The following is a 22,271-nucleotide window of genomic DNA, read 5'->3' as shown; positions in this document are numbered from 1 at the left end:
GGTCCAGCGTCGACCGCCGTACGACGATCGGAACCGGTGACAGCGAGACGTGACCCGATTCCCGACGAACCGAATCGGTCGGCTGGAGGGTGTTTTCCGACGGATTTCTCGAGTCGACCTGCGACGCGTCGTTTGCGGGCCGATTTCGCCACCGAGACAGTCGCGGTTTCCGATCACCGGTCGACTTCGCCCATGATACAGTCGAGGCTCCCGATGGCGGCGACCAGGTCGGCGACGTATTCGCCGTCCGTAACCGTCGGTAACACGGAGAGATTCGAGAAACACGGACTGCGAATCTTGAATCGCGCCGGCGTGTCGGTACCGTCTGAGCGAACGTAGATCCCGAGTTCTCCCTTTGCCCCTTCGACGGCGCGGTACGTTTCGGTGCCGGGATCGGGTTTGAGCGTCCGGGGAACGTTGCTCTGGACCGTTCGCTCGTCCTCGGGCCACTCCGCGAGCAGGTCGAGACACTGTTCGACGATCTTCGCGGATTCTTCGACTTCCCGCAGCCGAACGAGTACGCGAGCGAAGTTGTCACAGCCGTCTTCCGTGACGACGTCCCACTCTATGTTCTCGTAGTAGCCGTAGGGATCGTCGCGCCGAAGATCGTAGTCGATGCCGGAGCCCCGCGCGACCGGACCGGTACAGCCGTACTGTTTGGCGACCGCCGGTTCCAGGATGCCGGTGTCCATACACCGACGCTGAAAGATCTCGTTCGTGACCAGCAGGTCGTGGTACTCGTCGATCTTTGCCGGGAGGCCGTCGAGGAAGTCGCGACACTGCTCGACGAACTCCTCGCGGGGTTCGGGCAGGTCCCAGGCGACCCCGCCGAGCCGGAAGTAATTGTACATCATCCGCTGGCCGGTCAGATCCTCGAGCAGGTCGAGGACGAGTTCGCGGTCGCGGATCGCGTACTGGAAGGTGGCGGTGAACTCGCCGAAGACGTCGAGTGCGTACGTTCCGAGCGAGATGAAGTGGGAGGCCAGTCGCGAGAGTTCGGCACCCATCGTTCTGATGACCCGGGCGTAGTCGGGGACGTCGAGGTCGGCCAGGTCCTCGGCGGCGCGCGCGTAGGCCCACTCGTTGCACAGTCCCGCCATCCAGTCCCAGCGGTCGGGATAGGGCATGATCTGGTGGCGGTAGGTCCCCTGTTGACACATCTGTTCCTCGCAACGGTGGATGTAGCCGACGTCGGGATCGACGTCGACGACCGTCTCGCCGTCCAGGACGGCTTCGACGTGCATGACGCCGTGGGTCGACGGGTGATGCGGGCCGATGTTGAGAAACATCGTGTCGGTGACGTCGTCGTGTTCGTCGTCCGCGATCGGATTCGCGTGTTCGGAGAGGGTCACGATCTGGGTCTGTTCCCGGTCGTACGACGGCGAGAGGGGGTGGCCCTGCCAGGTTTCGGGAAGGAGGATCCGCCGGAGGTCGGGGTGGCCGTCGTACTCGATCCCGACGAGGTCGAAGGCCTCGCGCTCGTGCCACTCCGCGGTTCGAAAGACGGGTTCGGCGGATTCGCTGACCGGGTCGTCGACCGACGTCGGGACGACGACGCTCACCTCGCGAGTCGGATCGTCGTAGGACTTCAGGTGATAGATGGTCTCGAATCGATCCGGGTACTGCTGGGCGGTGACGCAGGAACAGTGATCGAACCCCGAATCGTCCCGGAGCGTCGCGAGGACGGACTGTACCTCGTCCGGCCGAACCACGACGCCCGGGGCGTTCAGGTGGTCGTCGCGAGCCCTGACGGCGTCGCCGAGGAGTCTCTCGAGGTCGGGACGCGGGTCCGATTCCGCCGTCCCGGACTCGTGCGTCGAACGTGACGACATACGCGACCGTTCTCGCGGCGCGGACGAGTCGCTGGTGCGACAGCCACTAGGCTATTTATATATCGCCGCCTGACTGCCAGGGCATGAAGACCGTTCGGCTCATCCTCCGGTACGACGCCGAGACGATCCATCCGATGCACCGGTTCGTCGCCGATAGCGACGCGTTCGACGAGTATCGGATGGTTCACGGAAACTTCACCGGCGACGACGGAGACGACAACGCCTTTATTTTTCACGTGGTCGGCGATCCGGACGTCTACGAGGCCGCCCTCGACGAAACCGGCCGAGTGAACGAGTACGAACTCACGCCGACCGGCGATCGGTCGTTTACCGTGTACGTGCGAGACGCCCCCGCGAACGTCGACGATCGACTGCTCGAAAGCTTCACGCGCGGGAGTCTCGTCGCCCTGCCGCCCCTCGAGTACCGGTCCGACTGGACGGTCCGATTCTCCGTCGTCGGTGAATCCGAGGACATCCGGCGGGCGTTAGCGGACGTCCCGGACGGAATCGAGACGACCGTCGGTCGCGTCGGTGAGTACGACGGGAGCGACGCCGCGGCCGGTGCGCTGACCGCCCGCCAGCGCGAGGCGCTCCGGGTCGCCCGGGACCTCGGCTATTTCGACGTCCCCCGGTCGGCGAGCGTCGAGGACGTCGCCGGGGTACTCGACTGTGCACCCGGGACGGCCGCCGAACACCTCCGGAAAGCCGAGTCGGCCGTTATGGAGGCCCTGGACCTGTAGCGCTCGCTCGACGGCCGAACTCGCTACGCGACGCTGTCTCGTCGAGTGGGCACGAGACAGTCCTCACCCAACCGTCCGTTCGAAATCGGACAGTCGACACCGACGCACCGACGCCTATTTTCCGCCCGGGAACGCCGCCTCGTATATGGCAATTCGATTCGTCACCGGGAACGAGGGCAAGGTCCGCGAGGCGCGAGCGTACCTCGAGGGGGTCGAACCCGTCGAGCAACTCGAGTACGACTACACGGAGGTTCAGAGCGACTCGCTCGCAGCGATCGCGACCTACGGTGCACGGGAAGCGTTCGCGGAACTGGGGAGTGACGAACCGGTTCTCGTCGACGACGGCGGGTTGTTCGTCGACGCGCTGGGCGGATTTCCCGGGCCGTACTCGGCGTACGTCGAGGACACCGTCGGCGTCGAGCGGCTCTGGCGGCTCGCGAAGGACGAAGAGGACCGTCGCGCACGTTTTCGCACCGTCATCGCGTACGCGGACGAAGACGGGACGGAGACCTTCGAAGGGGCGGTCGCCGGGACGCTGGTCGCACCCCGCGGGGACGGCGGATTCGGGTACGATCCGATCTTCGAGTACAACGGGCAGACCTTCGCCGAGATGAGTACCGACGAGAAGAACGCGATCTCCCATCGCGGTCGGGCGCTGGCGAAATTCGCTGACTGGTACGCGGAGCGAGAGGCGTGATCACCCGGAGACGTCTCGTCGTTCGAAGTACTCGCTACTGACGACGACCAGGACGACCGCCACGACCACGAGGAGCGTGAGATCGGACATCGAGATGTCGCCGTCGACGAGAATCGCCCCTGGGTCGAAGTACCGGGAGACGGCGACGTCGCCGAGCCACTCGTAGTCGGTATCGAACGTGAACGTATCGAGCAAGAACAGTCCGAAAACCGCCCCGGCGCCGACGGTCTGCGCTCGCCGAACCGAGTCGAACGCGACGGACGCCAGCAACCCGACGCCGGCGCAGGCGAGCAGATAGGGGATCGAAGCGGCGTGGACGGCGAACAGGTAGGTCACGTCGATCGACTCGTCGACGATCCTGACGCCGAGATAGACCGCGAGGAACGTGATCGCGTTGACCAGGACGAGTCCCGGGACGAGCGAGAGGAACTTCCCGACGACGAAACGCGTTCTCGTCACCGGCAACGAGAGCATCAGGCCCACGGTGCCCCGCTCTACCTCCGCGGCGACCGTCGAGGCGGCGGCGTAGGCGTAGTATATCGCGAGCAGCAACACCCAGCCGAACTGGTAGAGCTGAGAGACGAGGTACCCCTCGATCGTCGTCAACGTCGTCACGTTGCCGACGAACGCACGCCTCGCCTCCGGCGGTAGCGACTCGAGGTAGGCGTCGAAGTCGACGCCGGTCTCCTGGATCGACGGAAAGAGCCCGATGGTGAGCGCGATCAGCGCGATCAGCGCACCCGAGAGTAACACGGCTCCTCGGAGCCGACGACCGGCCTCGAACGACGTGATCTCGAGCATTCGGTTCGTCGCTGCCGTCCCACGGGGGCCTGTCACTTATAGGTGGCGTGTGATCTGAGACGACCGTTCGAGGTAACTACCGGTTGCCTCGACACCGCTCCGGGTAAGCGGGCGGTTTGAGGCCGGAACGGGGGCGGTCTTTTATTCCGTTCTCGTCCGTCTCGGAGCGGACATGACGGGTCAGGCGGGTGGCTCGAGCCACCGCTCGCGTCGTCGGGTCGCCCTCGCCGGCTGCTTGCTCGTCGCGCTGTTGCTTTCCGTCGGTGGTCTCGTTCCCGTTTCCGGCAGTACTGCGGCCCCAGCACTACAAAACGACCAGCCCGGAAACGACACGCGAGCCAACGATACGGTGCCGACGACACCCGACGGCCAGCTCGCGCCGTTCAACGAGACGACTCCCGGAGCCGACGTCGGACCCGCCCCTCGAGTGCCGACCGGCGGAGACGGAGCCGCTGCGAGGGCGGACGCGTCGGCGACGGACACGGGGCGAGTCCAACCGCCCGACGACAACCTCACCGTAACTGTCGCCGACAATCAGTCGGTCCGAGCGGGTAACGCCGCGTCGGTCGTCCTCGAAGTTGAGAACGACGGCGACGAGGAGGCGACTGACATCGTCGTGACGTTGGAGCCACCAGCCGGCGCGTTGACTCTCGGGTCGCCCGCCGCCCCGCAGCCGTCCCAGTCGGTTTACATAGAGGACATCTGGCCCGGCGATACCGAGACCATCGACGTCGATATCGCAGCGGCCGACGTCGAACCCGGAACGTACCCGCTGTACGCTCGCGTCCAGTACACCATCGACGAGGACGACGATGACGACGATGACGACGATGACGATGGGGACGATGAGGACGACGATGACGACGATGACGACGACAACGAAACCGTAGTGACCGGCGGTCCCTCGGTGCTCGGCCTGCCGGTCACCGAGTCCCAGCCGTTCGATGTTACGCCCGTCGACGGCGACATCCCCGTCGACGGGGAGGGAATCTACGAGGTGCGTATCACCAACGACGGCAACGAGACGGTCACGGGTGCCGTCGCCGTGATGAACGTCAGTCCGCCGCTGACGAGCGAGTCACCGACGGCCTATATCGGTCCCCTCGAGTCGGGCGAGTCGGAAACGGTCCGGTTCCCCCTGGAGTCGTCGACCGACGCCATCGAGACCACCGCCAGCGCGACGCTGTCTATTACGTACGACACGGGAACCGGCGAGCGAACGAGCACCGATCCGATGGCCATTCCGGTTTCGATCGCCGACACCAACGAGGAGACGGACGTCGACTCGCTCGCTCCGTTCGCTCTCGTCGGGGTCGTCCTCCTCCTCGCGGCAGTCTGGTGGATCCGACGGCGCTGAGCCTGGCGTCCTCGGCTCCTCGAGCGGCGGTCCGTTCCCGCGGGAGACGGCTTCGTCTATCGAGCGTCATCTGTCGGAGACGGCATCGCGACCGGATCGCTCGGCGTTCGGGCCCGGCGATCAGGACGCGTCTCCGGCCGGCCCGGAGTCGCCGCTCCCGGTGGCCCTTCCAGCGTCGGGGTCCATCCGGGTCGCGTCGGGTTCTCCATCGGTATCCTCGGTGTCACCGTAGAAATGCATGAACACGTCTTCGATGGACGCCTCGCGGACCTCCAGGTCGAGCACGGTGTACTCGTGGAGGCGATCGATCAGCGAATCGAACTCCCGTGACAACACGAGTCGGTACCTGTCGTCCCGCCGCTCGACGTGTGCGGTCCCGGGGAACTCGAGGTCGGCGGTCGGCGGCTCCTCGGCCAGTCGGACGGTGACGATCGTCCCGCCCTCCGCGAGGATGTTCTCGACGCTATCGAGTTCGATCAACCGCCCCTTCCTGATGATCCCGACGCGATCGCAGACGCGGCGGACCTCGCTCAGGACGTGCGAGGAGAAGAAACTCGTCTGTCCCCGTTCTTCCCGTTCCTCGAGCAGTTCGTAGAACTCGTTCTGGACCAGCGGATCGAGCCCCGACGTCGGTTCGTCCATGATCGCCAGTTCGGGATCGTGCATGAACGTCGCGACGATGGCGAGTTTTTGTTTGTTCCCGCTCGAGTAGGCCTTCACGTTCCGATCGAGGGGAACGGGAAATCGATCGAGGAGTTCCGCCCGGCGCTCGTCGCCCCGCAATCGCCCGAAGTACGCGAGGATCTCCGCGCCCGTGACCCGGTCGTAGAAGGTCACGTCGCTCGGCAGGTAGCCGATGTGGCGTTTCATATCGCGGAGTTCCCACCGATCGGTCACGTCGCGCCCGAGCACGGTGGCGTCGCCGCCGGTGGGTTTCAACAGGCCGAGCAGGACGCGAATCGCCGTCGACTTGCCCGCCCCGTTCGGTCCGAGAAAGCCGAATATCTCCCCGCGTTCGACGGTGAACGAGAGATCTTCCACACCGCGGACGTCTCCGTAGTACTTTGTCAGGCCATCGACAAGTACGGGGTGTGGATCGGTGCCGGGCACGATTGGTGTGACGGTGGCTCGAGCCTTATAGCTGACAGGGCGCTCTCGCGGTGTTCGTGCGTCGGTCGTCACGTTCGGTTCCCGAGCGGCATCCGGGTCGTCCGGGCGGACCGCGATCCGATCCGTCGATCTGGATGACGTTCTAATTCGGCTGAACGTGCCCTGTACGGCTTTGACCGTCGTCCCAGTACGAGACGTATGCGATCGATACGGCGAATGCTGGTCGGAATCGGCGCCCTGGTTGCGGTGTGGATCGGGTGGGGCGTTTACGCGTCCCGGACGACCGAACGCGTTCCCTCGGAAACGATAGACCGATTCGACGGAATCGAAATTCGGCGCTATCCGCAACTCGTTCTCGTCGAGACGACGGCGGAAACCGAACGAACCGCGTTCCAGCGCCTGTTTCGCTATCTATCGGGCTCGAACGCTCGAAGTGAGGACGTCGCGATGACGGCACCGGTGGCGACGCGAAGCGAGTCGATTTCGATGACCGCGCCGGTTCGAACGGACGCCGATGGGGACACCGTCACGATGGCGTTCTACCTCCCCTCGACGTACACTCCGGAGCGGGCCCCGACGCCGACCGATCCGGACGTTCGACTCGTCGTCGAATCACCGCGAACGGTCGCGGTGCGGCGGTTCTCGTGGTACGCGACCGACGGTCGGGTCGACCGCCAGCGCACGCGGCTGCTCGAGCAGCTTTCGGAACGGCAGATCGAGACTCGCGGCCAGCCGGTGTTGCTCCAGTACAACGACCCGTGGACACCACCGTTTCTGCGAACGAACGAAATCGAAGTGACGATCGAGGAGCCCGATAGTCCACCTCGTGACGAGGGGCAGCGTACCGCTATCGAGTCGTAGTCCGTCTCGTTCGATCAGTCGGGGACGCAAACAGGACGGAGCTCACCCGTGTCACGTCCGCGGCACCTCGTCGCACGAGTGCGAAGGGCTCGAGTGACGGTAGCCGAGGGATGGTGGCTGAGTGACGGTAGCCGAGGAATCGGGACCGGGAGCCGGTGGGCCGTCGAACGGGGTTCCCGGTCGATGCCGCTCTTCCGCCCGTGGACGTCGATCGCCGACTCCGCAGACCTCGTGTCGACCGCCGACCGCGGGATCGCCCGCTCGCTCTCTCGCCTCCCTCGGTGCCACCGCCCTGTCTCGCTCCCACCACCGTGGCACTTCTCTTACTCCTCGTCGCTCGATTCTTCGTCATCCGCTTCTCGGATGACCGTCACAGAACCGGGCGCTCGCCGGGTGACTCGCTCTGCGACGCTGCCGAGGAGGAACCGCGAGATTCCGCGCCGTCCGTGGCTTCCGAGGACGATAAGGTCGACGTCGTTGTCTTCGGCGTACTCGACGATCGATTCCGCGACCATTCCGATCTCGGACGCCGTCGTCACCGTCGTATCGTACTCCCGGGCCGTTTCTGCCGCCTCCTCGAGCAGCGATTCGGCTGACTCCTGTGACCGCTCGAACGCGGCCTCGGAGTAGAAGAAGCCGTCGATACCGTCCCCGGAAGACCACTCTCGCGGATCGTTCACGTGGAGGACGTGGATGTCGGCGTCCTCGTAGGTCGAGAGCGCGTGCCGTAACGCGGCGGTTGCCTGTGGCGATTCGTCGTAGGCGACCAGAATCCGGTTTGCCATACGCGTTCAGTCGACGACCACTCATAAAACCGTTGGAGGCACCTCTCGTCGGGCGGCAATCCCTCGGGTCATCGACGTTCGACGAGGCGACTCGAGCGCGGTCGTCGATTCCGTCGCGGACGGCCGTCGTAGTCGCCATCGGCACGTCACCGGGGATTCACCTGGGTGCGGGGAGGTGGTTCGGTATGCCGAACGATAGCGACCCGGATTCCGGTCGCGATCGGATACGGGTCGAGCGCGGTCGTCGAATCGATACGGGCCGCCCACGTGCCGGTCGTGAATACTCGATATCTGGCTGACGAGCACGCCGTCCCGCTCGACGACATGGCCGAGCGACTCGCGGCGATGGCCGACGCCGGCACGCTGGAGGGTCAGGGTCGACTCTGGTGGCTGTCCCTCGAGTCCGATCTCGACGGGTGAGGTGATCGAGGGTCGACGGGGCGATGGGCGACTCTAGTCGTCGCTTTCGGCTTCGTTCGATCGGTCACCGTCAGAGAGCACCGATTCGCCGACGGCCGGGACTTCGCTATCGACGCTGACGCCCTCCCAGTCCTGGTCCGCGTGGTACCCCTCGCGCTCTTTGGCGCTCGGTGCGACGCGGATGAATTCGGCCTTTTCGCGCGCCTCCGGGATCGTGTGGCCGCCGCAATAGGAGAGGCCCGACTGGATTCCGGCGCGGAACTCGTCGACGACGTCCGCGACCGGCCCCTTGTACGGCGTCAGCGCCTCGACGCCCTCGTCGGCGCGAACCTCGGCGTCCTTGTCGTCGCGCTTTTCGGCCGCGGTCGTCGTCGCCATCCCGCGCGAACGCTTGTATCGCGTCCCCTCGACCTCGACGACGGCGCCGGGCGCCTCCTCGGTGCCGGCGAAGAGACTGCCGAGCATCACGGTGTCCGCCCCGGCCATCAACGCCTTCACCGCGTCGCCGGAGGTGCGGATTCCGCCGTCCGCACAGATCGTCACGTCCAGGTCTTCTGCGGCGGCCGCGCAGTCGTCGACGGCGGTCAGTTGCGGGACGCCCGCGCCGGCGACTTTTCGAGTCGTACAGTGGGATCCGGGACCGATCCCGACTTTCACGCAGTCGGCGCCGGCGGCCGCGAGATCCTCGACGCCGGCGGGCGTCGCGACGTTGCCGGCGACCAGATCGGTCTCCGGAAACTCCTCGTGAAGGCGTTCGACGGCCTCGAGCGCGCCTTCCAGGTGGCCGTGAGCGACGTCGACGACGAGCGCGTCGACACCGGCCGCCACCAGGGCGTCGCTGCGGGCCACGTAGTCCTCGTTGATTCCGACGGCGGCGGCGATCCGCTCGTTCGCCGCGTTCACCTGTGCTATCTGGTCGGCTTGCTCGTCCGGCGTGAGAAACCGGTGGAGGACGCCGATCCCGCCGGCGCGCGAGAGTTCGATCGCCAGTTCGGCTTCCGTCACGGTGTCCATCGCGGCGGAGACGAGGGGCGTCTCGAGTTCGAGAGCCGGCGTGAACCTCGTCGAGAGGCTCACGTCGCTGCGACTATCGACTGCCGAGCGGTTCGGGACGAGAAGGACGTCACCGTAGCTCAGACCGGTGCGGAGATCGTTCATGACCCCTCCTCATTCAGGGCTCTCGTCACATAAGAGTCTCGGAGAGCGGTCACGAGACGAGACTCGATACTGCACCGCCTCCGCGCTCTCCGCCGAGTGTTCCGTACCGAGCCCCACTCCCATCTTCGCGGGGCGGTTAGCCGCGAGGATCTCGGTCGGGTCCCGGATACTCGCCTCCCTCGACGACCTCGTAGAGACTCGCCGCGTCGAACAGGGTAGCGAACGCGTCGGGCGAACGAACGCTGACCGCAACGCGAGGCTGCAGCGTGAGGCCCGCTCTAGCCGATCGGAGCCGCTCGTCGTACGACAGCACGTGCGCCGCCCTCCCCCGATAGGCCGACGCCAGCGCCGGATGGTCGCCCTCGGGGTGTTCGACGCGGACGCGGTCGGTCTCGAGGCGCGCGCGGTGGTCGGCGGCCAGATCAGGATCGGCGAGGGTCGCCACGAGCCGCTCGGTCTCGGAGAGCAGCCGATCGCTCGCGACGAGGTCGATCCAGGAGTGTCGCCGGACGTGATCCAGCGCGTTGCGGGCGTCGCCGCCGAGAAGGAGGTCCGCCGCGAGGACGTCCGCGTCGGCGACGACGCGGGCGGGATCCGGTTCCTCAGACATTCTCGTCCTCCCGAATCGACTCGAGTTCCGTTCGGATTCGCTCGAGATCGACGTCGCACTCCGTTCCGCGGTCGAACAGGTCGGCCCAGCTCGCGGTCATCGCTCGTGTTTGGCTCGCCGGAGCAAAAGGTCGTCCGGCTCGAGGCGGGTCTGCCAGTCGTTCGAGGCGGGCCGTTCACTCGTCCGGCCCGAGACCGGCGCGAAAGCCCAGGACGGTATCCGCAGGAGACGTCAGGCGAACGAATTCCGTTTCTCTCGGTAACCGACTGCGCCGGGCGTTCGTTTCATCGACGCCGCCGAAGTCCAACGTAGACGACGGCCCCGAGGCCGAACGCGACGCCGACGTTCACGACCGCTCCGACGACACCGACGCCGACGACGAACGCGAGCGATCGGCCGTCGGAGACGGGATCGAACGCGGCTCGAGCGAGTTGGAGCGCGACGACGACGAGCAGAACGCCGAGAATGGCCATCGGGAAGGCCGAGAGGACGGCGCCGGCTGCGACGAGCGCGAGCGCGAGGTAGCCCACGCCGAGCAGCACGTTCGCGCCGCCGGTTCGCGCGCCGAAGGCGTACTTTCCGGCGAGACCGCCGCTGCCGTGACACATCGGCACGCCGCCGAGCGGAATCGCTGCGAGGCAGGTCACCCCCATGCTCCTCGAGAGCGCGTCCGCCGAGACGTCACGATCGTATAGATCGCCACAGAGCAGAGCGGTTGCGATGGCAGCGTTTCCGACCGTCATGCCGAGTTGGGCGACGGTTCCCTCGATCGCCGCCGCACTCACCGACGGCGCTCCCGCCGGAAAGAACGCGGGTTCGGGAATTCCGGGCGTCGGGAGTCCGGCCGTCGCCACGGCCGCGATCCCGCCGAGCCCGAGGACGACGAGGGCGCTTTCCCCTCGGTAGCCCGCGAGGGCCAGCAGACCGACGACGGCCAACCCGGCGACGGCGATCGGCGGATTCCCGATCGAGAGGTCGACGGCTGCCTCGAGCAGGAGCAAGGCGACCGCGAGCTGGACGCCGCGGACGACCGGTTCCCCGACGACCCGCTGGATTCGACCGACGAATCCGAGGTGGCCGACGAGCAGCAAGACGCCGCCGGCGAGCAGTCCGGCCGCAGCGAGTTCGCCGTAGGTGAGCGTGCCGACGATCGCTAGGCCGATCAGCGCTTTCATCGGTTCGACGGAGAGCGGCAATCCGTAATAGAGGCCCCAGACGATCTGGAAGACGCCGAACCCCACGAGAACGTGCGGAAGCGAGACGCTCGTCGTCGCAGCCAATGCGACCAGCAGCGGCAAAACGGTAACCGAATCGCCTAGCGCACCCGTCAGCTCGCTGGCGGAGAACTCGAGATCCGCGTCAGTTCTCGATCGGAACGAGTACGCCATCTACACCCGCTAAACCGGGGATTGACTTCACTCTTGCCTATAACTGATCGCGGTTGTCGGGAGCGGATGATGAAACTGGATATGATTACATGACGGTGCGGGCTATCGATGACGCTGCTGGACCGCCACGGATAAGGCACCCCGCCGGAACCGATCACCCGTGACCGATCTCGGAAAAATCGACCGGACGTTCTTCGACCGGCACATCGCGCCGAATCTCGGTGCCGACCGCGACGACGTCGCGATCGGGCCGACCCACGGCGTCGATTTCGGCGTCCTGGATATCGACGGGACGGCGCTGGTCACAGCCACCGATCCACTCTCGATCCTGCCCGATCTGGGCCTCGAGCGGGCGGCTCGATTCGCCCTCGACCTCGTTCTCGCGGACGTGGCCGTAAGCGGTGTGGCTCCCTCACACCTCTCGATCAGCTTCACGCTTCCCGACCGAATAACCGACGACGAGTTCGCGACGATCTGGAAGACGATAGACGCCGAATGTGCGGATCTCGGAGTCGCGGTCGTTACGGGCCACACGGCTCGGTACGCCGACCTGTCGTATCCGTGGGTCGGCGGTGCGACCGCGATGGGCGTCGGCGACCACGACGATATCGTCCGCCCCGACGGCACACGCGAGGGCGATCGGCTGCTCCTGACGAACGGCCCCGCCGTCGAATCGGTCGGGTTGCTGAGCACCCTCTTCGGCGAGCAATTACCGCTCTCGGACGACGTACTGGAGGCCGCACGAAACCGACTCGAGGACGTGTTTTCCGTCCGCGATGCCGTCACCGCGGCGGCTGCGGGACCGGTAACGGCCATGCACGACGTCACCGAAGGCGGTCTCGCCGGTGCGCTCACCGAGATGGCCGAGGGCGCGGGCGTTCGGTTCGCGATCGATCGCGCGGCCGTCCCGATGCGCCCCGGCGTCCGCGAGGTGTGTGACGTCCTCGAAATCGACCCCTGGGCGGCGACCAGTTGTGGCTCGCTCGTGATCGCCGTCGATCCCGACGGCGTCGACGACGTCCGACGCGCGCTCGAGGATCGCCACACCCCGGTCGCCGAAATCGGACGCGTCGAAGCCGTCGCTACCGGCGACGGAACGGTTACTGTCGACGGGGAGCGTCTCGAGCATCCGCTCGTCGATCCGTCGTGGGAGGCCTACGCGGACCTCGCCGACGGGTCGGATCCCTGACGACGGGATCACTGGACGGCCCTCGTGCGATGTGGCGTCGTGCCGGGCGGTGACTATCTCTCGTCGGTGACCAGTTCGATCCACTCCGGGCGGTCGACCGTGACGTCGCCCAGCTTGGTGAGCGAAAACGACCGCGTGTGCGTGATCGCCGTGCCGTCGACGTTTCCGTCGAACGATTCGCGTCTCTCGGTCGTCGACGATCTCGTTTCTTCCTCGCTCGTCGTCTGGGCGTAGCGGGTGTCGCCGTCCACGTACACTTGCTCCGTTTTCGAGAGGGAATCGAATACGCACAACTGCCGCTCGTCGACGGGGCTGCTTCGCGTTCGCTCGGTGCCGTCGATCGAGATCGGCCCGGTCGTGGTTCGCTGTTCGGTGAGTGCGTACCCCTGCTCGGTCAACGATCGGCGGGTTTTGGTGACGAGCGGCGCCTCGTTCCCGATACTCTCCGCACCGATTCCGGCCGGATCGTCGCTCGCCGGTGTCGTCTCCGTCGAACCGTCGTCGGACCCGAAGACGGGCGCGCCGGTCCGTTCCTGGCAGCCCGCCAGTCCGGTCGCGCCGGCCGTCCCGACCGCCACCAGATAGCGGCGTCTCGGTTGCGACCGCTCGGCCATTTTGCGCTATCGTTCACCACGACACTATTTATATCCACTATAACTCGAGCGACTCAAACGGGAAGCGCGGTCGTTTACCGAGGGAGTGATCCCGTCGCGTCCGTCGTCGTCGGGACGACCGGAAACGAAATCGCACTCCGGCCCCGGTCCGTTGTGCGCACCACTACCGCTTAGTATAACCGGAGAATACGGTAGCTCATGCGAACACCAGCACCCGATAGACGTCCGGTCGCGCTGACGATTGCGGGCAGCGATTCCGGTGGCGGCGCTGGGATCCAGGCCGACCTCGCGACGATGGCCGCCCACGGCGTCTTCGGCACGTCAGCGATCACCGCCGTTACCGCCCAGCACACCCGCGGCGTCGAGTCTTCGTACGCCGTACCGCCCGACGAGGTCGAAGCCCAACTCGGCGCCGTAACAGCCGACTTCGACATCGGCGGCGCGAAGACCGGGATGCTTGCGACCACCGACGTCGTCGAAACCGTCGCGAACCGGGCGAGCGACTTCGATTTCCCGCTGGTGGTGGATCCGGTGATGGTGGCGACCTCGGGGGACCGCCTGCTCGAACCCGCCGCCGAACGCGCGTACGAGGATCTGCTCGCCGAGGCGAGGCTGGCCACGCCCAACGCGGACGAGGCCGAGGTATTGACCGGTATCGCCGTCACCGACGACCGGACCGCTCGCGAGGCCGGCGAGGCGATCCTCGAGACCGGTGCCGACGCCGTGTTGATAAAGGGCGGTCACGTCCCCGGCGAGCACGTTCGGGACGTGCTGATCACCGACGACGTCGTCCGGACGTTCGAACACCCCCGCGTCGACACGGACGCGACCCACGGCTCCGGCTGCGCGCTCGCAGCCGCGATCGCAGCGCGCCTCGCGAAAGACGAGCCGCTGGAAACGGCCGTCGGCGGCGCGACCGACTTCCTCGCACGTGCGGTGCGCTACCACTACGACGTCGGTCGGGGTCCCGGCGCGGTCAACCACACGGTGGCGCTCCGAAACGAAGCCGCGCAAGAGGTGACCGCCGAAGAAGTCCATGCGGTCGTCGACCGGTTCGTCGAGGCCGACGTGTCCGCGCTCGTCCCCGAGGTCGGCATGAACGTCGTCGGCGCGACGCCGTTCGCCGAATCGGTCGCCGAGACCGCCGCCGTCGAGGGCCGCATCACGCGGACTCTCTCCGGCGTCCAGCCGAACCGCGGCGTCAGATTCGGGGCCTCGAGCCACGTCGCCCGCTTCCTGCTCTCGGCGCGGGAATTCGTTCCCGCGTTGCGATTCGCGGTCAACTGCCGCTTCGACGAGGACGTCGAGGGGGCTCTCGAGGCGATCGACTGGCCGATCGCGGAGTACGATCGCTCCAGGGAGCCCGATACGGTCGCGGAGACGGAGGGGAGCACGATGGGGTGGGGTGCCAGACGGGCGTTCGCCGACCGAGAGGAGTCCCCGGTCGCGGTCGTCGATCGCGGCGACGTGGGGAAAGAGGCGATCGTAAAGCTGGTCGCCGAGGACGCGACGACGCTCGCCGATCGGACGCTGGCGCTGAACGCGGAGGTCGTCGAATGACCGCGATCGACCTGGACGTGGGGGTCATCCTCCCGCAGTACGGCACCGACGTCGGGACCGTCCGGGACGTCGCTCTCGAGGCGGAGGGGCGGGGCTACGACGCGGTCTGGCTCGAGGACCACTTCCAGTCGTGGATCGGCGACCCGCGCCGGACGACCCTGGAGTGCTGGACGACCCTGAGCGCCGTCGCGGAGGCCACCGACCGGGTCCGACTCGGGACGCTCGTCACCAGCCAGTCGTACCGTCATCCGGCCCTCCTCGCGAAGATGGCCGCGACGGTCGATCGCGTCAGCGACGGTCGGCTCGAACTGGGATTGGGGGCGGGCTGGTACGAGGACGAGTACGACCGCTTCGGCTACGAGTTTCGAACGCCACCGGCCGATCGGCTTCGCCGGCTCGCCGAGACCGTCGAAATCCTCCGGGGGCTGTGGACGCCCGAGACGTACAGTCACGAGGGCGAGCACCTCGAGATCGATCTCGAGGACGCCTTCTGCGAGCCCACGCCCGTGCAGAATCCGCACCCGCCCATCTGGATCGGCGGCGGGGGAGAGGACTTCACGCTGCGATACACCGCCGAACTGGCGGACGGCTGGAACTACGGTACCCTGGAGCCGGAGGGGTTCGCCGAGAAACTCGCCGTTCTCCGAGCCCACTGCGAGAACGAGGACCGCTACGACGAGATCCGGAAGTCCGCCGAACTGTTCGTCTTCGTCGGCGAGACGACTGCGGCTGCCGAGCGAAAGCGCGAGGCGTTTCGCACCGCGTTCCTGCCCGAGGAGTCGAGCGAGCCCCGCGAGTGCTTCCTCTCCGGGTACGTCGAAACGGCCCCGACGGGAACGCCGGACGAAGTCCGCGATCGGCTGGCGGAGTACGCCGACGTCGGGATCGAGACGGTCATGCTCGCGGTTCCGGACGCGACCGAGGACGGGGACGACAGTCTGGCGCTGCTCGCCGACGCCCTGCTCGAGTGATCGCCTCGAGAGCCGATCGCGGGGTCGACTCGCGGATCGACACCTAATTTTCGATGGCGCCGAGACGCCCTTCATGGTCGAAAGTCCGTTCGACGCGGAGATCGTAGTCGGCGAAGTGATCGAGGCGGAACCGTTCCCCCAGGCCGAAAAGCCGAAGATGACCAAACTCTGGATCGACCTGGGCGACGAAGAGATACAGTCGGCCGGCCAACTGGACCACCACTACGACGCCGTCGACCTCGTCGGCCGGCAGGTCCTGTGTGCGACGAACATCGGGTCGGTTCGGATCGCGGGATTCAAATCCGAAGCCCTCACCGTCGGCGTCCCAAGCGAGGAGGGATATCCCGTACTGGTGTCGCCTGACGAGTCGGTGCCCCTGGGTGGGACGTTGTACTGATCCGACCGTCCGGGCGATTCGCTTTCTGCTGAGAGACCCGGGGGACAGCCGCCGCGTTGACCTTCACTCCTCGTACGTCGGACCCGTGATCGGGCGTCTCCGCTGCTTTCACCGCGAGCCAGTCCCGCTTGGGCTCCACCCTCTCGTTCGCCTGAGGTGTCCGATTGTGGCCGTTGACACGGTTTTAACTGGAAAATAATTTTTCATAGGGGTCTCGAAGAAACGATCGGCGAGGAAACGACTTCGGTCGTTGCCAGACTGACCGTTCGGCTATCCGAGACATCATCGTGACCCTCGCCGTGATCGGATATCGTTCCAACATCAGGCCATGCGGTGACGAATCCGATCCTCCCCTACCCATCACTGACACATCATTCGGAGTTTCGCTCCGGCGTCGGCATCCGCCGGCGTTTCCGGGACAATGGAGGGGTCCCCGCTGAACGCCGGCGAAACCGACCGTCGGGCGCTACTACGACCGTCGGAGTACGTGTGCTATTTCTGGTGTCGCGACGTCCGAATCGGACGGTTTCGACCCCGAACGGATCGCTAACTACCGTGTCGGGAGTGGCTTCTGAAGCGGGTATCGGCGGCCCGTCGTCGGGCTGGCGACTCGAGGCGTAATCGAAGACGTTACCGGTAGTGACGAACGCGTCCTCCCGGTTCCGGCCGATGTCGAGGGGCAGTCGCCGTGGTGGGACGACAGCCTCGAGTACGGAACCATCGCCGAGCGCTGCGGGTCGGCGGTCGTTCGTCGATCCAATAGCGCCACTCGGCTAGCCGAAGGCCGTCCGTTACGCCGACAATTGTAGGAATAAATCACATTATACGAATCAGTAACTTTCACAGGATATTCAATAGCATTATATGTGGGATTGTAGGACTGCGGCATACGTGAAATGGCTTCCACATCCACTGTGATACCGGGAACGAATCCGTTCTTGGAACCAGAGGCGCCGTCGAGACCGCTCACCGCTCGCCTCCTCCACGTCCGAGCGACGGTGAAACCGAACCGAAACACCGAGTGCCAGTCGATTAATTTCGGGTATGGATTCATTATCGAATAACATTCATTTATGATAAAATGATAGTAAAATCGCTGATAGTGGGCGGGGCGATCGTGATGTGCGGATCGATCCTCTATACGAGGCGGTTGGTTCGGCGACTCGACGAGAACGACTACCGCCGACGGTGGATCGGATTGTTCGGACTGATGTCGTTTTTCCTGATCGGATACGTCGCCGCCCTCTGGGTGACGGTCCGCGGGTCCGAAGAGATGTTTCGATTGCTCACGGGGTTCGTCTTCCTGTTCGGCGCGGTGTTCGTCTCGCTGGTAGTCAATACTGGAATATTGACAGTCGAGGACCTACAGGACAGAGGCGAGGCGATCCAACGCAAGATGAACGAAGCAGAGGAAGCGCGTCGTGAGGCCGTTGCGCTTCGAAAAGAAGCTGAACGGGCCAACCAGCATCTCATAGCGAAGGCCGACGAGTACGCCGACGTAATGCAGGCGTGTGCGGCCGGCGACTTGACCCGACGGATGGATCCTGAAAGCGAGAACGAGGCGATACGAACGGTCGCGACCGAGTTCAACGAGATGATCGCCGAACTCGAGTCGACGACGGAGTTCCTCTCGCAATTCGCTGTGGACGTCGCTGCTGCATCCGAGGAAGCGACGGCCAGTTCGGAGGAAGTGCAATCGGCCTCCCAGCAAGTGGCCGGTTCTATTCAGGACATCTCCAGTGGTGCGGAGCGCCAATACGAGAGCTTTCAATCCGTCGACGCCGAAATGAATGGTCTCTCGAGTACGATCGAGGAGATCGCTTCCTCGTCGAACCGGGTGGCGGACCTCGCAGCGCAAACCGCACGGACCGGCGAAGAGGGACGCGAAGCCGCCCGGGACGCGATCGAGGGAATGAACGAGATCGAATCCGAGTCCGAACGGGCCGTCGAGGACATCGAGGCGCTCCAGGCCGAGATCGATCAGATCGACGAACTCGTCGAGTTCATCTCTACGGTCGCGGATCAGACGAATATGCTCGCGCTCAACGCCAACATCGAGGCCTCGCGCTCGGCCAAGTCCGGAGGCGGTGGGTTCAGCGCGGTCGCCGGCGAAGTCAAGGAACTCGCATCGGAGACGAAAGAGGCCGCCGAAAGTATAGAAGAGCGTATCGAGGGCATCAAAGAACAGACGAACCGGACGGCAGACACCGTTCGTGCCACTAGCGAGGAGGTCACTAGCCACCGCGAGGCTGTCGAGAACGCCGCTTCGGCCCTCGAGGCAATCGCAATGTACACACGAGACACGAACGACGGGGTGCAGGAAATCTCGGCTGCGACCGAACAGCAGGCCGCGTCGACCCAGCAGGTCGTCGCCATGATCGACGAAGCGACCGCGATATCCGAGGAAACCGTTTCGGAAGCCGAAACTGTCGCCGCAGCGGCCGAAGAGCAGACGAGTTCACTCGCCGAAGTTTCACGGGTCATCACGGACCTCTCTCATCAGGCGACGCAACTGGCAGAGAGACTCGACAGCTTCGAGACAGACGCAAACGAGCGACCCACGTGGCCGCCGACTAGCGGAGACGTCGGGGCAGGTGGATTCTCCTCCGGGTCGGATGCGACGGACTCCACGTTCGCCGTCGACGGTGACGAACGGACACTCGAGGGAACCGACGCTGGAGACGACGAACGTGCGGCGTCCCCGGAATTCGAATTCGACGGCGACTCGCATCCGTCGAACGACGAGCGCGCCGCCGATCGAGATTGAACGCACGGCCGGCGAGAACATCCACGAGGCCATCGTCGACACGGCCGACGGTAATCGAGGTCACAGCCCCACGGCATCGACGTCGAAGCCGAGCCTGCCCGGGGGCGCGCCAGCAACCCCACGACCATCGGGAACGTGACCTGGTTGATCGACGAGTACGTCTGGAAGCCTGCAATTCGAAGCACCGACCGCGGGACGGACCGTCGCTCCCGGCCGATCGGATGGCGTTCTGCCTCCGTCTCTTCGGATCACTTTCACCGTGGATCCCGCAGGGTTTTTGCGCTGGGAAGATACTCACTGCACATGACCGAGGCGACGGGTATCGTCGGCGAGTTCTTTTCGCTCAAAGACGAGACCGAAGCGGAACTGCTTGCCATGCAGTGTGGCGATTTCTACGAGTTTTTCGGCGAGGACGCGGAAACGGTCAGCGCGGAACTCGACCTCAAAGTCTCCCAGAAGTCCTCGCACGGCTCGTCGTATCCCATGGCCGGCGTGCCGATAGACGACCTCACGCCCTACCTCAAGGCGCTCGTCGAGCGCGGCTACCGCGTCGCCGTCGCCGATCAGTACGAGACCGATTCCGGCCACGCGCGTGAGATCGTCCGCGTCGTCACTCCCGGGACGTTGCTCGAAACGGGCGACGCCGACGCCCAGTACCTCGCGGCGGTCGTCGATGCGGGTAGCGACGCCGGCGGTTCGAACGGCCGCTCGTCGACCGATGACGGCTACGGACTCGCCTTCGCGGACGTGACGACCGGCCGCTTTCTCGTCGCGACGGCCGCGGACGCGGACGACGCGCTGACGGAACTCTACCGGTTCGATCCGGTCGAGATTCTGCCGGGACCCGACGTCCGGACCGACGACGACCTGTTGAACCGGATTCGGGAACGCAGCGATGCGACGCTGACGCTCCACGAGACCGAAGCGTTCGCGCCGAAGCGGGGAACCCACCGGGTTCACGAGCAGTTCGGGACGGAAATCGTCGAGCGGTTGTCGGTCGCCGAGCCGGCGATCGCTGCTGCCGGAGCTATCCTCTCGTACGTCGAGGAGACCGGGGTCGGCGTCCTTGCGTCGATGACCCGCATTCAGGCCCACCACGGCGCCGATCACGTCACGCTGGACGCGACCACCCAGCGCAACCTCGAGTTGACCGAGACCATGCAAGGCGACCGCGACGGGTCGCTGTTCGCGACGATCGACCACACCGAGACCAGCGCCGGCGGCCGCCTCTTGAAGGAGTGGCTCCAGCGCCCGCAGCGCTCCCTCGATGCGCTCGAAGCCCGCCAGGAGAGCGTCGCCGCGCTCTCGTCGGCGGCACTGGCGCGGGACGAGATCCAGGCGGCCCTCGGTGACGCGTACGATCTGGCTCGGCTCGCGTCGAAAGCGACGCACGGCAGCGCGGATGCGCGGGACCTGCTGGCGGTCCAGAACACGCTCTCGGTCCTGCCCGCGCTGGCCGAAACGGTCGCCTCGAGTCCGGAACTGGCCGAGTCGCCGCTGTCCGCGACCGTCGAGTCGCCCGATGGAGACGCGGCGCGTGACCTCCGCGAGACGCTCGCGGAGGCTATCGCACCGGAACCGCCGTCGACGGTGACTCAGGGGGGACTCCTCCGGCGCGGCTACGACGACGACTTAGACGAGGTGATCGAGCGCCACGAGGAGATCAAAGAGTGGCTCGACACGCTCGCCGAACGCGAGAAGCGCCAGTACGGTCTCTCGCACGTGACCGTCGACCGAAACAAGACCGATGGCTACTACATCCAGGTCGGCAAATCCGCCGCCGACGGCGTGCCGGATCACTACGAGGAGATCAAGACGCTGAAGAATTCGAAGCGGTTCACGACCGCCGAACTCGAGGAGAAAGAGCGCGAAATCCTTCGTCTCGAGGACCGACGCGGTGACCTCGAGTACGAACTCTTCGAGGCGCTTCGCGAGGAAGTCGCGTCGCGTGCCGAACTGCTACAGGACGTCGGACGGGCGCTTGCGACGGTCGACGCGCTCGCGAGTCTGGCGACGCACGCGGCCGAGAACCGGTGGGTCCGGCCGGACTTACATCGGGAGGATCGCCTCGAGATCGAGCAGGGGAGACATCCGGTCGTCGAGCAGACGACGGAGTTCGTCCCGAACGACGTTCGCCTGGACGACGACCGCGGATTCCTCGTGGTGACCGGGCCGAACATGTCCGGCAAATCGACGTACATGCGCCAGGTCGCGTGTATCGTCCTGCTGGCTCAGATCGGAAGCTTCGTCCCGGCGAAGGAGGCCGACATCGGGCTTGTCGACGGCATCTTCACCCGCGTCGGCGCGCTGGACGAACTCGCACAGGGGCGCTCGACGTTCATGGTGGAGATGAGCGAACTCTCGAACATCCTCCACGCCGCGACCGACGAGTCGCTGGTGATCCTGGACGAAGTCGGGCGAGGAACCGCGACCTACGACGGCATCTCGATCGCCTGGGCTGCGACGGAGTATCTGCACAACGAAGTGAAAGCGAAGACGCTCTTTGCGACCCACTACCACGAACTGACCGGGCTCGCGGAGAACCTCCCCCGCGTCGCGAACGTCCACGTCGCCGCGGACGAGCGCGACGGCGACGTGACGTTCCTGCGAACGGTTCGCGACGGGCCAACCGACCGCTCCTACGGGATCCACGTCGCCGATCTCGCGGGGGTGCCGGATCCCGTCGTCGAGCGCTCGAGAGCCGTCCTCGAGCGCCTTCGCGACGAGAAGGCGATCGAAGCCAAGGGCGGCTCGAGCGAACCCGTTCAGGCCGTCTTCGATCTGGGCAGCGGGACGATGCAGACCGCCGAGCGGTCCCGGACGCAGTCACAGGCCGCATCGACGGACGGCGGTGCGGCGACCGAAGCCGAACGGGCCGAGAAACGGCTCGATCCCGAAACGGAGGCCGTCCTCGCGGATCTCGAGGCGATCGACGTGAACACGACGCCGCCGGTCGAACTGATCTCGAAAGTACAGGAGCTACAGGAGCGACTCGAGGAGTGATCGCCCCTTCG

Annotated in this window: 19 protein-coding genes; 11 read left to right on the top strand and 8 right to left on the bottom strand. The window is 65.7% G+C overall.

The genetic code is table 11. The features are described 5' to 3' along the window. Positions 1 to 173 precede the first annotated feature (173 nt). Positions 174 to 1,832: an NADH-quinone oxidoreductase subunit D gene (locus NJT13_RS08215; protein WP_254525072.1), complete on the bottom strand. Its 1,659-nt coding sequence runs from the start codon at positions 1,830 to 1,832 to the stop codon at positions 174 to 176. An 83-nt stretch (positions 1,833 to 1,915) separates the two neighbouring features. Here NJT13_RS08215 and NJT13_RS08210 point away from each other — a divergent pair, with 83 nt between their 5' ends. Further along, positions 1,916 to 2,572 carry a helix-turn-helix domain-containing protein gene (locus NJT13_RS08210; RefSeq protein ID WP_254525071.1) on the top strand — a complete coding sequence of 219 codons (657 nt, stop codon included), beginning with the start codon at positions 1,916 to 1,918 and terminating at the stop codon, positions 2,570 to 2,572. Between the two features lie 145 nt (positions 2,573 to 2,717). Beyond that, the gene (locus NJT13_RS08205) at positions 2,718 to 3,269 is read left to right on the top strand and encodes an XTP/dITP diphosphatase (RefSeq protein ID WP_254525070.1); all 552 of its coding nucleotides are present in this window, start codon (positions 2,718 to 2,720) and stop codon (positions 3,267 to 3,269) included. Here NJT13_RS08205 and NJT13_RS08200 read toward each other — a convergent pair whose 3' ends face one another. After that, positions 3,270 to 4,070, bottom strand: a complete 801-nt coding sequence (locus tag NJT13_RS08200) for an ABC transporter permease (RefSeq protein ID WP_254525069.1) — start codon at positions 4,068 to 4,070, stop codon at positions 3,270 to 3,272. It lies immediately after the preceding gene. Positions 4,071 to 4,242: 172 nt separating this feature from the next. Between NJT13_RS08200 and NJT13_RS08195 the strand changes: the two genes are divergently transcribed. After that, positions 4,243 to 5,427: a COG1361 S-layer family protein gene (locus NJT13_RS08195; RefSeq protein WP_254525068.1), complete on the top strand. Its 1,185-nt coding sequence runs from the start codon at positions 4,243 to 4,245 to the stop codon at positions 5,425 to 5,427. 120 nt (positions 5,428 to 5,547) lie between these two features. Here NJT13_RS08195 and NJT13_RS08190 read toward each other — a convergent pair whose 3' ends face one another. Beyond that, positions 5,548 to 6,537: an ABC transporter ATP-binding protein gene (locus NJT13_RS08190; protein WP_254525067.1), complete on the bottom strand. Its 990-nt coding sequence runs from the start codon at positions 6,535 to 6,537 to the stop codon at positions 5,548 to 5,550. 198 nt (positions 6,538 to 6,735) lie between these two features. On the opposite strand from NJT13_RS08190, the gene NJT13_RS08185 reads away from it, so the two are divergent. Further along, positions 6,736 to 7,398, top strand: a complete 663-nt coding sequence (locus tag NJT13_RS08185; protein ID WP_254525066.1) for an SOUL family heme-binding protein — start codon at positions 6,736 to 6,738, stop codon at positions 7,396 to 7,398. A gap of 323 nt (positions 7,399 to 7,721) precedes the next feature. Here the strand turns inward: NJT13_RS08185 and NJT13_RS08180 are convergent, their stop codons facing one another. After that, on the bottom strand, positions 7,722 to 8,183 hold the full coding sequence (locus NJT13_RS08180; protein WP_254525065.1) for a universal stress protein: 462 nt from the start codon (positions 8,181 to 8,183) through the stop codon (positions 7,722 to 7,724). Between the two features lie 276 nt (positions 8,184 to 8,459). On the opposite strand from NJT13_RS08180, the gene NJT13_RS08175 reads away from it, so the two are divergent. Continuing rightward, positions 8,460 to 8,603, top strand: a complete 144-nt coding sequence (locus tag NJT13_RS08175; RefSeq protein ID WP_254525064.1) for a hypothetical protein — start codon at positions 8,460 to 8,462, stop codon at positions 8,601 to 8,603. Positions 8,604 to 8,636: 33 nt separating this feature from the next. On the opposite strand, the gene NJT13_RS08170 is transcribed toward NJT13_RS08175, so the two are convergent. The 3 genes from NJT13_RS08170 to NJT13_RS08160 form a co-directional block, all read right to left on the bottom strand. After that, positions 8,637 to 9,761 carry a guanosine monophosphate reductase gene (locus NJT13_RS08170; RefSeq protein ID WP_254525063.1) on the bottom strand — a complete coding sequence of 375 codons (1,125 nt, stop codon included), beginning with the start codon at positions 9,759 to 9,761 and terminating at the stop codon, positions 8,637 to 8,639. Between the two features lie 136 nt (positions 9,762 to 9,897). Further along, entirely contained in the window at positions 9,898 to 10,371 is a 474-nt protein-coding gene (locus NJT13_RS08165; RefSeq protein WP_254525062.1) for a DUF7384 family protein, read from the bottom strand. A gap of 284 nt (positions 10,372 to 10,655) precedes the next feature. Further along, entirely contained in the window at positions 10,656 to 11,759 is a 1,104-nt protein-coding gene (locus tag NJT13_RS08160) for a putative sulfate/molybdate transporter (RefSeq protein WP_254525061.1), read from the bottom strand. Between the two features lie 160 nt (positions 11,760 to 11,919). Between NJT13_RS08160 and NJT13_RS08155 the strand changes: the two genes are divergently transcribed. Continuing rightward, positions 11,920 to 12,948, top strand: a complete 1,029-nt coding sequence (locus NJT13_RS08155) for an AIR synthase family protein (RefSeq protein ID WP_254525060.1) — start codon at positions 11,920 to 11,922, stop codon at positions 12,946 to 12,948. 53 nt (positions 12,949 to 13,001) lie between these two features. Here NJT13_RS08155 and NJT13_RS08150 read toward each other — a convergent pair whose 3' ends face one another. Beyond that, the gene (locus NJT13_RS08150; RefSeq protein WP_254525059.1) at positions 13,002 to 13,562 is read right to left on the bottom strand and encodes a hypothetical protein; all 561 of its coding nucleotides are present in this window, start codon (positions 13,560 to 13,562) and stop codon (positions 13,002 to 13,004) included. Positions 13,563 to 13,760: 198 nt separating this feature from the next. Here NJT13_RS08150 and thiD point away from each other — a divergent pair, with 198 nt between their 5' ends. The 5 genes from thiD (at position 13,761) to mutS (ending at position 22,260) form a co-directional block, all read left to right on the top strand. Beyond that, positions 13,761 to 15,122: a bifunctional hydroxymethylpyrimidine kinase/phosphomethylpyrimidine kinase gene (gene thiD / locus NJT13_RS08145; RefSeq protein ID WP_254525058.1), complete on the top strand. Its 1,362-nt coding sequence runs from the start codon at positions 13,761 to 13,763 to the stop codon at positions 15,120 to 15,122. Next, positions 15,119 to 16,093, top strand: coding sequence for a TIGR03560 family F420-dependent LLM class oxidoreductase (locus NJT13_RS08140; protein ID WP_254525057.1), 975 nt, complete (start codon positions 15,119 to 15,121; stop codon positions 16,091 to 16,093). The genes thiD and NJT13_RS08140 overlap by 4 nt, the downstream gene beginning before the upstream one ends. Before the next feature lie 73 nt (positions 16,094 to 16,166). Then, the gene (locus NJT13_RS08135; protein ID WP_254525056.1) at positions 16,167 to 16,490 is read left to right on the top strand and encodes a tRNA-binding protein; all 324 of its coding nucleotides are present in this window, start codon (positions 16,167 to 16,169) and stop codon (positions 16,488 to 16,490) included. A gap of 1,081 nt (positions 16,491 to 17,571) precedes the next feature. Beyond that, entirely contained in the window at positions 17,572 to 19,257 is a 1,686-nt protein-coding gene (locus NJT13_RS08130) for a methyl-accepting chemotaxis protein (RefSeq protein WP_254525055.1), read from the top strand. A gap of 303 nt (positions 19,258 to 19,560) precedes the next feature. Next, the gene (mutS, locus tag NJT13_RS08125) at positions 19,561 to 22,260 is read left to right on the top strand and encodes a DNA mismatch repair protein MutS (protein ID WP_254525054.1); all 2,700 of its coding nucleotides are present in this window, start codon (positions 19,561 to 19,563) and stop codon (positions 22,258 to 22,260) included. Positions 22,261 to 22,271 lie beyond the last annotated feature (11 nt).

Source organism: Natrinema caseinilyticum, assembly GCF_024227435.1.
Lineage (GTDB): Archaea > Halobacteriota > Halobacteria > Halobacteriales > Natrialbaceae > Natrinema > Natrinema caseinilyticum.
This window is presented reverse-complemented; position numbering and strand designations above follow the sequence as displayed.

Coding starts and splice junctions, on each gene's coding strand:
- NJT13_RS08185 (WP_254525066.1), top strand. CDS start 6,736: ATGCGATCGATACGGCGAATGCTGGTCGGAATCGGCGCCCTGGTTGCG.
- NJT13_RS08140 (WP_254525057.1), top strand. CDS start 15,119: ATGACCGCGATCGACCTGGACGTGGGGGTCATCCTCCCGCAGTACGGC.
- NJT13_RS08195 (WP_254525068.1), top strand. CDS start 4,243: ATGACGGGTCAGGCGGGTGGCTCGAGCCACCGCTCGCGTCGTCGGGTC.
- mutS (WP_254525054.1), top strand. CDS start 19,561: ATGACCGAGGCGACGGGTATCGTCGGCGAGTTCTTTTCGCTCAAAGAC.
- NJT13_RS08150 (WP_254525059.1), bottom strand. CDS start 13,562: ATGGCCGAGCGGTCGCAACCGAGACGCCGCTATCTGGTGGCGGTCGGG.
- NJT13_RS08165 (WP_254525062.1), bottom strand. CDS start 10,371: ATGTCTGAGGAACCGGATCCCGCCCGCGTCGTCGCCGACGCGGACGTC.
- NJT13_RS08215 (WP_254525072.1), bottom strand. CDS start 1,832: ATGTCGTCACGTTCGACGCACGAGTCCGGGACGGCGGAATCGGACCCG.
- NJT13_RS08130 (WP_254525055.1), top strand. CDS start 17,572: ATGATAGTAAAATCGCTGATAGTGGGCGGGGCGATCGTGATGTGCGGA.
- NJT13_RS08205 (WP_254525070.1), top strand. CDS start 2,718: ATGGCAATTCGATTCGTCACCGGGAACGAGGGCAAGGTCCGCGAGGCG.
- NJT13_RS08200 (WP_254525069.1), bottom strand. CDS start 4,070: ATGCTCGAGATCACGTCGTTCGAGGCCGGTCGTCGGCTCCGAGGAGCC.
- NJT13_RS08210 (WP_254525071.1), top strand. CDS start 1,916: ATGAAGACCGTTCGGCTCATCCTCCGGTACGACGCCGAGACGATCCAT.
- NJT13_RS08160 (WP_254525061.1), bottom strand. CDS start 11,759: ATGGCGTACTCGTTCCGATCGAGAACTGACGCGGATCTCGAGTTCTCC.
- NJT13_RS08180 (WP_254525065.1), bottom strand. CDS start 8,183: ATGGCAAACCGGATTCTGGTCGCCTACGACGAATCGCCACAGGCAACC.
- thiD (WP_254525058.1), top strand. CDS start 13,761: ATGCGAACACCAGCACCCGATAGACGTCCGGTCGCGCTGACGATTGCG.
- NJT13_RS08170 (WP_254525063.1), bottom strand. CDS start 9,761: ATGAACGATCTCCGCACCGGTCTGAGCTACGGTGACGTCCTTCTCGTC.
- NJT13_RS08135 (WP_254525056.1), top strand. CDS start 16,167: ATGGTCGAAAGTCCGTTCGACGCGGAGATCGTAGTCGGCGAAGTGATC.